At 67.4% G+C, this 12,202-nt stretch carries 10 protein-coding genes; 6 read left to right on the forward strand and 4 right to left on the reverse strand.

Translation table 11 applies throughout. The features are described 5' to 3' along the window. The first annotated feature begins 39 nt into the window (after window positions 1–39). A complete protein-coding gene (locus KF783_RS06590) occupies window positions 40–1,230 on the forward strand; it encodes a serine hydrolase domain-containing protein (RefSeq protein ID WP_294077618.1) in 1,191 nt (396 codons plus the stop codon). 25 nt (window positions 1,231–1,255) lie between these two features. On the opposite strand, the gene KF783_RS06595 is transcribed toward KF783_RS06590, so the two are convergent. Beyond that, a complete protein-coding gene (locus tag KF783_RS06595; RefSeq protein ID WP_294077620.1) occupies window positions 1,256–1,858 on the reverse strand; it encodes a TIGR02466 family protein in 603 nt (200 codons plus the stop codon). A gap of 214 nt (window positions 1,859–2,072) precedes the next feature. Here KF783_RS06595 and KF783_RS06600 point away from each other — a divergent pair, with 214 nt between their 5' ends. Further along, window positions 2,073–3,062, forward strand: a complete 990-nt coding sequence (locus KF783_RS06600) for a transferrin-binding protein-like solute binding protein (RefSeq protein WP_294077621.1) — start codon at window positions 2,073–2,075, stop codon at window positions 3,060–3,062. Between the two features lie 82 nt (window positions 3,063–3,144). Here the strand turns inward: KF783_RS06600 and pth are convergent, their stop codons facing one another. The 3 genes from pth to KF783_RS06615 all read right to left on the reverse strand — a co-directional run bounded on the left by pth (window position 3,145) and on the right by KF783_RS06615 (window position 5,552). Continuing rightward, window positions 3,145–3,720, reverse strand: coding sequence for an aminoacyl-tRNA hydrolase (pth, locus tag KF783_RS06605; RefSeq protein WP_294077622.1), 576 nt, complete (start codon window positions 3,718–3,720; stop codon window positions 3,145–3,147). Window positions 3,721–3,888: 168 nt separating this feature from the next. Continuing rightward, the gene (locus tag KF783_RS06610) at window positions 3,889–4,575 is read right to left on the reverse strand and encodes a 50S ribosomal protein L25/general stress protein Ctc (protein WP_294077624.1); all 687 of its coding nucleotides are present in this window, start codon (window positions 4,573–4,575) and stop codon (window positions 3,889–3,891) included. A gap of 131 nt (window positions 4,576–4,706) precedes the next feature. Next, the gene (locus KF783_RS06615) at window positions 4,707–5,552 is read right to left on the reverse strand and encodes a TraB/GumN family protein (protein WP_294077625.1); all 846 of its coding nucleotides are present in this window, start codon (window positions 5,550–5,552) and stop codon (window positions 4,707–4,709) included. A gap of 76 nt (window positions 5,553–5,628) precedes the next feature. Here KF783_RS06615 and KF783_RS06620 point away from each other — a divergent pair, with 76 nt between their 5' ends. From KF783_RS06620 to KF783_RS06635, 4 genes are all read left to right on the forward strand, one after another. Further along, entirely contained in the window at window positions 5,629–6,510 is an 882-nt protein-coding gene (locus KF783_RS06620) for a glycine--tRNA ligase subunit alpha (RefSeq protein WP_294077626.1), read from the forward strand. Then, window positions 6,507–8,780, forward strand: coding sequence for a glycine--tRNA ligase subunit beta (glyS, locus tag KF783_RS06625; protein WP_294077628.1), 2,274 nt, complete (start codon window positions 6,507–6,509; stop codon window positions 8,778–8,780). The genes KF783_RS06620 and glyS overlap by 4 nt, the downstream gene beginning before the upstream one ends. Before the next feature lie 159 nt (window positions 8,781–8,939). Beyond that, a complete protein-coding gene (gene ppdK, locus KF783_RS06630) occupies window positions 8,940–11,603 on the forward strand; it encodes a pyruvate, phosphate dikinase (protein WP_294077629.1) in 2,664 nt (887 codons plus the stop codon). Between the two features lie 5 nt (window positions 11,604–11,608). Further along, window positions 11,609–12,196, forward strand: coding sequence for a hypothetical protein (locus KF783_RS06635; RefSeq protein ID WP_294077630.1), 588 nt, complete (start codon window positions 11,609–11,611; stop codon window positions 12,194–12,196). The last annotated feature ends 6 nt before the right edge of the window (window positions 12,197–12,202 follow it).

A 12,202-nucleotide genomic window follows, 5' to 3' on the forward strand; every position in this document is an offset into this window, starting at 1 on the left:
TCCAGCCCAGCTTGGGGTTTCCCGCATCGGAGGTGCCAAATGACCTATCGGATCGCACTCGCCGCCGCGCTCGCGTTGACGCTGCCGGTCACCGCCCAGGCCCAGGTCGCGGCGCCGGGTCCGGCCGTGGCGGCGGATCGCGTCGCCTCGCCCGATCAGGTCGCCGAGGCCGCGCGACAGGCGATGGCCGATACCGGCGCGAAGGGGTTGGCGATCGCGGTGATCGACAATGGCCGCGTTGCCTCGGTTCAGTCGTTCGGCATCCGCAACGCCGCCGGCGATCCGCTGACGCCTGATACGATCATGTACGGCGCGTCGCTGACAAAGGCGCTGTTCGCCTATTATGCGATGACTCTGGTCGATGACGGGCGGCTCGATCTCGATCGGCCGATCGCCGACATGCTGCCCCGCCCGCTGCCCGATTACGGCAATCTGGATCGCTACGGGAATTGGGGTGACCTGAAGGATGATCCGCGCTGGCGCCGCATCACCCCGCGCATGGTGCTCACCCATTCGACGGGTTTCGCCAATTTCGCGTTTCTGGAACCCGATGGAAAGCTGCGCATCCATTTCGATCCGGGCAGCCGCTATGCCTATTCGGGCGAAGGGATCGAATTGCTGCAATTCGGGATCGAATCGGGGCTGGGCATCGATCTTGGCACCGCGTTGCAGATGCGCGTGTTCGACCCGCTTCACATGCCGCGTACCAGCCTGATCTGGCGCCCCGCCTATCGTGCCAATCTGGCCGATGGCTGGACGGCGGAAGGGAAGGTCGAACCGCATGACGAGCGCAGCCGCGTGCGCGCCGCCGGGTCGATGGACACCACGATCCGCGATCTGGCGAATTTCGCCGCAGCGCTGGTGCGCGGGCAGGGGCTGTCACCCGCCGCCCATGCCCAGATGCTCCGCCCGACCCTGCCGATCATGACGGCGCAGCAGTTTCCCAGCCTCCTGCCCGACGCGCCGCCGGAAAAGCGGGTGGCGGATCTGGCGGCGGGGCTGGGCGTGCTCACCTTTGCCGGGCCGCAGGGGCCGGGCTTCTACAAGGGCGGTCACAATGATTCGACCGGCAATACGCTGGTCTGTGTGCAACGGGGACAGCGCTGCGTGCTGATCCTGGCCAACGATGTCCGTGCGGAGGCGGCGTTCCCGGCGCTGGTGCGCACGATCCTGGGGGAAACGGGCGTCCCCTATCGCTGGGAATATCCCGAACTGTTCACCGGGAAATAGGTACGCGGCCAGACCGGGCGCGGTATCAGGCGCGGTAATTGAAACTGATGCTGATCCGTTCCCCCTTCGCGGCGTTCGGCATCACCTCGTGCCGCAGCCAGCTTTCCCACAGAAAGATCGTGCCGGGTGCGGGCGGGGCATAGACGAATGTCTGCAAATCCTCCGGCGCGTCCGCGCGGCGCGGCGGGGCCGCCATCAGCATCGGCAGCCGGGGGTCCTCCAGCTTGAGTGCGCCGGCGCCTTCGGGAACCTCGATATAGATGGTTCCGGAAACCACGCTGTGCGGGTGGATATGGCCCGAATGCGTCCCTCCGGCCTTCAGCACGTTGACCCACAGGCTGTCGAGCCGCAGCTTGCGCGACAGGTCGAACGCGCACGCTTCGGCGAACCGCGCGACATGGCGGTTGAGGTGGCGGACCAGATCGCCGAACCGCGGATCGCGCAGCGGCAGGTCATCGAGCGAGGCATAGGAGGTATAGCCGCGATAGCCATGGTCGCGCGACCAGGACTGGCCGGCGCGATCCTGTGCGGCCAGATCGCGGCACGCCTCGCCCAGCTCGGCGATCAGCGCGGCATCGTCCAGCCGGGTTTCGGAAAAGCGCGTCGCGAACAGGGTGCGGATCGTCATGTCCCGCGCACAGCATGGTGCGCGCCGCTGCGCAAGTCCGCCGCGTTCGACGGCACGGCGGTCCCCCGATCGCACCATGCCGCAAATGCCGGGCTTTCGTTTCTGCGCCAGCCGCGCTACCGCATTCGTCGATCGGCCGCGGCGGGCCAGGCATGTTCATCCGCGGTACAGGCGCGGCGCGTCTTGCAGTCGCGTCCGTAACAGGAGTTTTGGTATGATTCGTCGTTCCGTTCTGATCGCCAGCACCGGCGTGGCGCTGACCGTCGCCGCCTGTGGCGGCGGTGGCTCGTCCAGCCCGACGCCCACCCCGACCGCGACCGCGACGGCGACCCCGACGCCCACCCCGGCGACCTATTCGACGCTTCCGCTCGCGGCGGCGACCGAATTCTACTCGGTTAGCGCGGCGATGAGCTATACCGGCGATCCGACAGCGGGGCCGGTCACGCTCGGCACCGCCGGCACCGACGCCTTCTCGACCCGCGTCCGCCTTGCGTTGCAGAGCACCGCCACCGCGAGCCAGACGACCGAGACGGTGGTGCTTGAAAATACCGAGGAATCGCGCTTCACCGGCGCCGACCTGGCGACCGCGCCCAGCACGGCGGTGACCGAATATGTCTATCGCGAAAGCTCGACGCCGACGACGGCGGGCATGTTCAGCCAGCTCGATCTGCTGAACAACACGATCACCGGATCGGTCACGTCGAACACCGCGCTTGCGCTCAGCTATGCCAGCTATGCCGGCTGGTGGCGCGGCGACAGCACTGCGGGTGCGAAGCGCGTGACCTACTCGACCTTCGGCTATCCGACGGTGCCGACCGACATGCCGACCACCGGCACGGTCAGCTACACCGTCAACGTCGCGGGACGCAGCATCGTTTCGCCGAGCACGGGGGCGAGCGCCGAGCAGAAGCTGGCCGGCACCGCGACGGTCTCGATCAACTATGCCACCGGCCTCGTCACGCTGACGATGAATCTGACGCGCGGCGGCGTCGCCTATGGCAGCTTCAGCGGCACCGGTGCGATCGCGGCGGGCAACAATCAGTTCACCGGCAGCTTCGGCACCGGCAGCGCCGCGGGCGGCACCTTCCAGGGTCTTGCCTACGGGCCGCAGGCGGCAGAGATCGGCATCACCTTCGCGATCAGCGGCACGGTGACGGGCGGGGACAGCCGCGCGGTCGGCGTCGTGGTCGGCAAGAAGAGCTGATCGCGCGATCCGCGAACCCAAATGGGGCCGGGCGTGCGCGTCCGGCCCTTTTTTGCTGCGTGGCGTTGGCGGCTCCGTCGGTTCAGGGAATCGCCTGTAGCCGCAGCGCAACGTCGCTCATGAATCGCGCATCGTCCCCCGCCGCGAGCCAGTCCGCCTCCGCCGCGATCGCGCCCAGCAGGTCGGTCAGCGGTTCGATCTCCGCCTTGGCGTAGTTGCCGAGGACATATCCGGTCACCCGATCCTTATGGCCGGGATGGCCGATGCCGATCCGCACGCGGCGGAATTCGGCGCCGATATGCTGAATCGTGCTGCGGATGCCGTTATGGCCCGCCGCGCCGCCGCCCTGCTTCACCTTCACCTTGAATGGGGCGAGGTCCAGCTCGTCATACAGGACCGTCACGTCGCCGGGCGACAGCTTGTAGAAATCGAGCGCCGCGCGCACCGATCGCCCGCTGTCGTTCATGAACGTCGCCGGCTTCAGCATCAGGATCCTGTGCGATCCGATCCGCCCTTCCTGAATCCAGCCCTGGAATTTCTTCGCGGGCGGCGCAAAGCCATGCACCTCGGCAATGGCATCGATGGCCATGAAGCCGACATTGTGCCGGTGCATCGCATATTGCGGACCCGGATTGCCGAGCCCCACCCATAGCTGCATCGTCCATTCCCGTTGGCGGTGCCGGTCGCTTCCCCCTTGGTCCACCCTGTCGGGATCGGATGGATGGTCCTGCGGAGGCAGTGGGCAGACACCGCGATACAAACAAAATCGCCCCCGCACCCTGCGGCGCGGAGGCGATCTGAATCAACCCGAAAGCGGGTGGCCGGCTTATTCGCCGTCCTTGGCCTCGCCCTCGGCGTCACCGGTTTCGGCGTCGCTTTCGGCAGTCTCGGTCGCTTCGACCTCGGCCGCCGCATCAGCCGCTTCCGCCCCTTCGGACTTCAGCGCCGACGGGGCGACGACCGTGGCGATGGTGAAATCGCGATCGTCGATCGCGCTTTCCACACCCTTGGGCAGCGTCACCGCCGAGATATGGACCGAATCGCCGACTTCGAGGCCCTTGAGCGAGATGCTGATCTCGCTGGGGATCGACGAGGCGTCGCAGACCAGTTCCAGTTCGTGGCGAACGACGTTCAGCACGCCGCCGATGGTAAGGCCCGGCGAGGCGTCCTCATCCGCGAACACGACCGGCACGTTCACATGCACCTTCGCATGCGCGCCGATACGCAGGAAATCGACATGCACCGGGCGGTCGGTGACGACGTCCAGCGCGACGTCCTTCGGCAGGGTGCGGATGGCCTTGCCGTCCACGCCCTCGATCATCACGACCGAATTCATGAAATGCCCGGTGTGGAGCATCTTCATCAAGGCCCGCTCATCGACATGAATGCCGATCGGATCCTTCTTGTCGCCGTAGATCACGGCGGGGACGCGGCCTTCGCGACGCAGCGCACGGGAGGCTCCCTTGCCAACCCGGTCGCGCGTCTCGGCCGACAGCGTAAGCGTGTCGCTCATATGTCGTTCCAATGCGCTAAAGTGGTTCCAATTCCGCCCAGGCCTCCAGGGATGACCCTGACCGGAAGCGCGCGCCTATAGGGGAGGGGCCGGCGAAAGTAAATCCTTCCGCTGCGCGTGTCGCACGCGGTTCAGTAGGCGACGCGCTCCACGCGCATGCCGCGTTCCGCCAGCATCGCCTGCACGCTCTGCCGCCCTGCCAGATGACCGGCGCCGATCGCGACGAACACGGTGCCGGGCTGGCGCATCCGCCGCGCGATCCATTCGGCGAAGCGGCGGTTGCGGCCGGTGACCAGCGCCTGTGCGATTTCGGGGGAGGCCGCCGCCTCGCGGTTCATCTCCGCGCCGACGCTCTCCGCGTCGCCGGCGCCCCAGGCCGCGGCAAAGCTCGCCAGCCGCTTGCCGGTATCGGGCAGTTCGCGCACCGTCGCGTCCAGCATCGCGCTCTGTGCCGCGCCCGACAGGCCGTCGAACAGCCGCAGCTGCCCCTCCGCCGTCTCCAGCGCCGCGACCTTCTTGTCGGCGCGCTCGGCAGCGTCGTGCAGCCGCGCCTCGACGCCCTCGTCGGCGCCATAGCCCGCCTTGGCCGCCGCCAGCCGCGCCAGCGTCATCGCCGCCAGCCACGGCTCCATCCTGTCGATCGCGCCGTCGGGCATGCCAAGTTCGCGTGCCGCCCGATCGACCGCCGGGTCGAACGGTGGCCCGCCCCGTGTCCCCAGCCGGCTCGCCAGTGCGGTGATCGCCGCAGGATCGGGCCGGGCGATCTCCGTCACCACCTCGTCCGACGCGTCGAACGCGTCGCGCACCCCGTCGTTGAACCAGCGCGTTCCCGGCTTGAGCACATGGACCGTCCCGAACAGGTAAATGGTGGTGTCGGCATCCTTCACCACCCACAGCGCCGGATCGGCGTCCTCGCCGAACAGCGAACAGCCCGACAACAGCAGCGCGGCGAGAAGGGACAGGGTTCGCTGGAACATCGCCCCCGGTCAAAGCGCCTCGCCGCGCAAACGTCAACATTGACCCTGCAAGGCGCTTTCGCCAAAGCCCGGCGCCATGACCACGCCGCTCAGCTTCCAGGCCATGATCCTCCGGCTCCACGATTACTGGAGCCAGCGCGGGTGCCTGATCCTTCAGCCCTATGACATGCGCATGGGCGCGGGGACGTTCCACACCGCCACGACGCTGCGCGCGCTCGGCCCGGAGCCGTGGAACGCCGCCTTCGTTCAGCCGTGCCGCCGCCCGACCGACGGCCGCTATGGCGAAAACCCCAACCGGCTCCAGCATTATTACCAGTATCAGGTGATCCTGAAGCCCAGCCCGCCGGACTTGCAGGACCTGTATCTCGGCAGCCTGACCGCGATCGGCATCGATCCGCTCAAACATGACATCCGCTTCGTCGAGGACGACTGGGAATCGCCCACGCTGGGCGCCTGGGGCCTGGGCTGGGAGGTGTGGTGCGACGGGATGGAGGTGACCCAGTTCACCTATTTCCAACAGATGGGCGGGTTCGATTGCAAGCCGGTGGCGGGCGAACTGACCTACGGTCTCGAACGCCTCGCCATGTATATCCAGAACCGCGACAGCGTGTACGACTTGGCGTTCAACGATGCGCGCGGCAATCACCCGGCCTTCACCTATGGTGACGTGTTCCTCGAAAACGAGCGGGAAATGTCGAAATGGAATTTCGAGATTGCGAACACCGACGCGTTGTTCGACCTGTTCAGAAAGGCGACGGCGGAATGCGAGAACTGCCTGGCGGCCGGCCTGCCCATCCCCGCCTATGAACAGGCGATCGAGGCGAGCCACATCTTCAACCTGCTTCAGGCGCGGGGCGTGATCTCGGTCGCCGAGCGCCAGGCCTATATCGGCCGCGTCCGCGATCTGGCGAAGGGCAGCTGTGCCGCCTGGATGGACAAGAACGGGTGGAGCGCGTGATGGACTTCCTCCTCGAACTGCGCTCCGAAGAAATCCCCGCGCGCATGCAGGACAAGGCGCGCGAGGATCTCGCCCGGCTGTTCGCGGCCGAACTGGATAAGGCCGGCCTGGCGGCGGAGGGGCTGACCACCTATGCCACGCCGCGCCGCCTCGCGCTGATCGCGCGCGGCATGCCCCAACGCACGCTTGCGGTGAGCGAGGAGCTGAAGGGGCCGCCCGCCGATGCCCCCGATGCCGCGATCGACGGCTTCCTGCGCAAGGCGGGGCTGACCCGCGACGCGCTGGAAACCCGCGATGTGAAGGGCCGCGCGACGTTGTTCGCGGTGATCGAACGGCCCGGCCGCGCCACCGCCGATGTTCTGGCCGAAGCGATCCCGGCGATCGTCCGCGCCTTTCCCTGGCCCAAATCGATGCGCTGGGGCGATGCCTCGCGCTCGACCGAGAGCCTGCGCTGGGTCCGCCCGCTTCAGGGTATCGTCGCCCTGCTGGGCGAAACGGTCGTCCCGGTCGAGATTGCCGGGATCGCGTCGGGCAATGCCACGGTAGGTCACCGGTTCCACCATCCCGACGCGATCGGCATTGGCAGCGCGGCCGACTATGTCGAGGCGCTGCGCGGCGCCCATGTCATCGTCGATCAGAATGAGCGGCGCGCGACGATCGCGCTCGGCGCGAAGCTCGCCGCGCAACGCGCGAACCTGCATCTGGTCGAGGATGAGGCCCTGGTGAGCGAGAATGCCGGCCTGACCGAATGGCCGGTGCCGCTGCTCGGCTGGTTCGATGCGGCGTTCCTCGACGTCCCGCCCGAAGTGATCCAGCTGACCGCACGGGTGAACCAGAAGTATTTTGTCTGTACAAATGCGGACGGCAAGCTTGCCAACGCGTTCGTCTGCACCGCCAATATCGACGCGGCGGACGGCGGCGAGCGGATTGTCGAGGGCAATCAGAAGGTGCTGGCCGCGCGCCTCGCCGACGCGCGCTTCTTCTACGAGACCGACCTCAAGACGCGGCTGGAGGAATTGCAGCCGAAGCTCGAAAAGATCGTGTTCCACGAGAAGCTGGGAACGGTCGCCGACAAGGTCGAGCGCGTGGCGAAGCTGGCGCGGTGGTTGGTGGAAGAGGGGGTAATCCTCCCCGGCACGGGGAGGAGGACCAGCGAAGCTGGCGGAGGGGGGCTTCCACAAGCGACCCCGCCCGTGGAGTCCCCCCTCCACCATCCTGCGGATGGTCCCCCTCCCCGTGCCGGGGAGGATCTGGCCACCCTCGCCGAACGCGCCGCGCGGCTGTGCAAGGCGGACCTTGTCACCTTCATGGTCGGTGAATTTCCCGAGCTCCAGGGCCTGATGGGCGGCTACTACGCCGCAGCCCAGGGCGAAGACCCCGCCGTCGCCGCAGCGATCCGCGACCATTACAAGCCGGTCGGGCAGGGGGATGACGTGCCGACCGCGCCGGTCACGGTGGCGGTGTCGCTGGCGGACAAGCTGGATACGCTCACCCAGTTTTTTGCGATCGCGGAAAAGCCGACCGGGTCAAAGGATCCATTCGCCTTACGGCGAGCGGCACTCGGCGTCCTACAGCTCCTGATCGAAAATCAGCTGCGCCTCGCCTTGCTACCGCTCTTGCTGCGGGCGAGTCGCAAAAGGGAAACCGGCAGCGAGTTCCAACCCTCGATTTTCGAGGAGGGAATCTCGCGGGCGTTCTACAATCGAAATACCGAGGAACTGCGCATTTGCTCGCCCCGCATATTGGACGGTAACGGCTTGTCACTCCTCGACTTCTTCGCCGACCGCCTTAAGGTCCAGCAGCGCGAAGCCGGCGTCCGCCACGACCTGATCGATGCGGTGTTCGCGCTCGGCGGAGAGGACGATCTCGTCCGCCTGCTCGCCCGCGTCCACGCCCTGCAAGCCTTCATGGCCACCGACGACGGCGCCAACCTGCTCGCCGGGTACAAGCGCGCTGCGAACATCCTGAAGAAGGAAGGCGTCGCCGACGCGGAGTGGAAACCACTTCCCTACACAGCCGAACCCGCCGAGGCCGCCCTCATCGCCGCCCTCGACACGGCCGAGCCAAAGGCGGCGGCAGCGATCGAGGCGGAGGATTTCGAGGGCGCGATGGTGGCGCTGGCCACGCTGCGCGCGCCGATTGATGCGTTCTTCACCGATGTGACGGTGAACGATCCGGATCAGGACAAGCGCGCCGCGCGCCTCGCCCTGCTCGGCCGGATGCGCGCTGCGGTGCATCGCGTCGCCGATTTCTCGAAGATCGAGGGGTAGGGCGCGCCGCGCGAAACCGCGCCGACATCGATTCGATTGATCGAAACTGCGCGTTTCGGGGGGCGTGTCGCGATTCGGGAGCCTGACAACGGCGGACAAGCCCTTTCCCCCTGTTCGCACCTGCGGTAGGCGCCGCGGCAGATCACGGAAGGGGTTCGGATGACTCGATATGTGTACCGTTTCGGCGGCGGGGTCGATGATGGCGGCGCGCAGGACAAGAACCTGCTCGGCGGCAAGGGCGCCAATCTCGACGGCATGGCCGGCATCGGCCTGCCGGTGCCGCCCGGTTTCACGATCAGCACCGACATGTGCGCACGCTATTATGACGATGGGGAGAACTTCCCCGACAGCCTGCGGGACGAGGTCGCCGGCGGCATCGCCCATATCGAGGGGCTGACCGGCAAGCGCTTTGGCGACGCCGGCGATCCGCTGCTCGTCTCGGTCCGTTCCGGCGCGCGGGTTTCGATGCCGGGGATGATGGACACCGTCCTCAACCTCGGCCTCAACGACGAAACGGTAAAGGGCCTCGCCGCCGCGTCGGGCGACGAACGCTTCGCCTGGGACAGCTATCGCCGCTTCATCCAGATGTATTCGGATGTCGTCCTCGAACTCGACCATGGCCGGTTCGAGGAAGCGCTGGAGATCGCCAAGGAGGATCATGGCTATGTCCTCGACACCGACCTGACCGCCGCCGACTGGCAGGCGCTGGTCGGTGAATACAAGACGCTGGTGCTCGAAATGTGGGGCAAGCCCTTTCCCCAGGATGTGCATGACCAGTTGTGGGGCGCGATCGGCGCGGTGTTCGGATCGTGGCAGTCGGAACGGGCAAAGGTCTATCGCCGGCTCAACGATATTCCCGGCAGCTGGGGGACGGCGGTCAACGTTCAGGCGATGGTGTTCGGCAATATGGGCGATACTTCGGCCACCGGCGTCGCCTTCACCCGCGATCCCTCGACCGGCGAGAATGCCTATTATGGCGAATTCCTCATCAACGCGCAGGGGGAGGATGTCGTCGCCGGCATCCGCACCCCGCAATATCTGACGAAACAGGCGCGGGAGGCCGCCGGCGCCAGGCCCGCGTCGATGGAAGAGGCGATGCCGGGCGTCTATGCCCAGCTCGCGGCGGTCTTCGAGACGCTGGAAAAGCATTATCGGGACATGCAGGACATCGAATTCACGGTGGAACGCGGCAAGCTGTGGATGCTCCAGACCCGCTCGGGCAAGCGCACCGCAAAGGCCGCGCTCAAGATCGCGGTCGATATGGCGAGCGAGGGGCTGATCTCGCGGGAAGAGGCGATCGCGCGCGTCGATCCGATGGCGCTCGATCAGCTGCTGCACCCGACGCTCGATCCCGATGCGCCGCGCGACGTGCTGACCAAGGGGCTGCCGGCGTCGCCCGGTGCCGCGTCGGGCAAGGCGGTGTTCGACAGCGACACGGCCGAGCGGATGGCGGGCCAGGGCGAGGCGGTGATCCTCGTCCGCGTCGAGACCAGCCCCGAGGATATTCACGGCATGCACGCGGCAAAGGGCATCCTGACCGCGCGTGGCGGCATGACCAGCCATGCGGCGGTCGTGGCGCGCGGCATGGGCCGCCCCTGCGTGTCGGGCGCCGGGACGCTTTCGATCAAGGGCGGGGAAGGCGTCGCCCGCGTCGGCACGCGTGAGATTCGCGAGGGCGACGTCATCACCATCGACGGATCGACCGGCGAGGTGATGATGGGCGAAGTGCCGACGATCCAGCCTGAACTTGCCGGCGATTTCGGCACGCTGATGGATTGGGCGGACAAGGTACGCCGGCTAAAGGTGCGCACCAACGCGGAAACTCCGCTCGATTGCCGCACCGCGCGCGATTTCGGGGCGGAGGGCATCGGCCTGTGCCGTACCGAGCATATGTTCTTCGATGCCGCGCGGATCACGGCGGTGCGCCAGATGATCCTGGCGGACAGCGAGGAAGGCCGCCGCGCCGCGCTCGACCGGCTGCTCCCCGAACAGCGCGCCGACTTTGTCGAGATTTTCGAGGTGATGGCGGGCCTGCCCTGTACCATCCGCCTGCTCGATCCGCCGCTGCACGAATTCCTGCCGCATGAGGATGCGGAGTTCGCCGAAGTCGCGCAGGCGGCGGGGCTGGATGTCGAGACGCTGCGCCGCCGCGCCGCCGAACTGCACGAATTCAACCCGATGCTTGGCCATCGCGGTTGTCGCCTGGGCGTCACCTATCCCGAAATCTACGAGATGCAGGCGCGCGCCATTTTCGAGGCGGCGTGCGAGGTGGCGGAAAAGTCCGGTGCCGCGCCGGTGCCGGAGGTCATGATCCCGCTCGTCGCCACCAAGCGCGAGCTGGAACTGATGAAGGCGGTGGTGGACAAGGCGGCACAGGCGGTCTTCGCCGAACGCGGGCGCACGATCGACTATCTGGTCGGGACGATGATCGAACTGCCGCGTGCCGCGCTGCGGGCCGGTGAGATTGCGGAGGCGGGCGCGTTCTTCAGCTTCGGCACCAACGACCTGACCCAGACCACGCTGGGCGTCAGCCGCGACGATGCCGGGCGCTTCCTGACGACCTATGTCGAAAAGGGCATTTATGCGCGCGATCCATTCGTCAGCATCGATGTGGAGGGCGTGGGCGAACTGATCGCGCTCGCCGCGGAACGGGGGCGTGCGACACGGCCGGAGATCAAGCTGGGCATCTGTGGCGAACATGGCGGCGATCCCGCCTCGATCGCCTTTTGCGAGCAAACCGGGCTCGATTACGTCTCGGCATCGCCATATCGTGTGCCGATCGCGCGGCTCGCAGCGGCGCAGGCCGCGCTCAAGGTCCGGTGATCGGGATGGCGGCGATCGCGCTCCTGATCGCCGCCGTCCCGCCGGCCGCGATGTCGTCCGCCGAACGCCCCTCCATCGACCGGCTGCGGGTCGAGCGTCTCAACGCGGAGCTGCTCGCCGGGCCGACCGCGACTCAGGTGCTCGAACGGCGTTGCGCGGCGCTCGGCCTTGCCGATCCGCCCCGCGTCCATGCCGAGGTGAAGCGCGGCACGGTCGTGGCCAGCGCCTCGCCGGCGCGCCGGCGGCTGAAGGTCGGCCGGCTTGAGATGCTCGGCTATCGGCGGGTCCGGCTGCTGTGTGGCGACATCCTGTTGTCGGAGGCGACGAACTGGTTCGTCCCGGCGCGTCTGACGCCGGCGATGAACGCGGCGCTCGATGGCGGGGACACGCCGTTCGGCCGCGTCGTCCTGCCGCTTTCGCCGCGCCGGGTCACGCTATCGACCTGGATGGTGAAAGCGGGCCGGGTGCCGCCCGGCGGCGTCGTGGTCCGCCACCGCGCGCTCGTCCTCGACGGCACGGGGCGTCCGCTGGCCGAGGTGGTCGAACATTATCAGCGCGTGCTGCTGGGCGACGGCGCCGCCGCCGCCCGCTAGGCGCGG

The sequence above is a fragment of the Sphingomonas sp. genome (assembly GCF_019635455.1).
GTDB lineage: Bacteria > Pseudomonadota > Alphaproteobacteria > Sphingomonadales > Sphingomonadaceae > Sphingomonas.

Coding starts and splice junctions, on each gene's coding strand:
- KF783_RS06590 (WP_294077618.1), top strand. CDS start 40: ATGACCTATCGGATCGCACTCGCCGCCGCGCTCGCGTTGACGCTGCCG.
- KF783_RS06595 (WP_294077620.1), bottom strand. CDS start 1,858: ATGACGATCCGCACCCTGTTCGCGACGCGCTTTTCCGAAACCCGGCTG.
- KF783_RS06600 (WP_294077621.1), top strand. CDS start 2,073: ATGATTCGTCGTTCCGTTCTGATCGCCAGCACCGGCGTGGCGCTGACC.
- pth (WP_294077622.1), bottom strand. CDS start 3,720: ATGCAGCTATGGGTGGGGCTCGGCAATCCGGGTCCGCAATATGCGATG.
- KF783_RS06610 (WP_294077624.1), bottom strand. CDS start 4,575: ATGAGCGACACGCTTACGCTGTCGGCCGAGACGCGCGACCGGGTTGGC.
- KF783_RS06615 (WP_294077625.1), bottom strand. CDS start 5,552: ATGTTCCAGCGAACCCTGTCCCTTCTCGCCGCGCTGCTGTTGTCGGGC.
- KF783_RS06620 (WP_294077626.1), top strand. CDS start 5,629: ATGACCACGCCGCTCAGCTTCCAGGCCATGATCCTCCGGCTCCACGAT.
- ppdK (WP_294077629.1), top strand. CDS start 8,940: ATGACTCGATATGTGTACCGTTTCGGCGGCGGGGTCGATGATGGCGGC.
- KF783_RS06635 (WP_294077630.1), top strand. CDS start 11,609: ATGGCGGCGATCGCGCTCCTGATCGCCGCCGTCCCGCCGGCCGCGATG.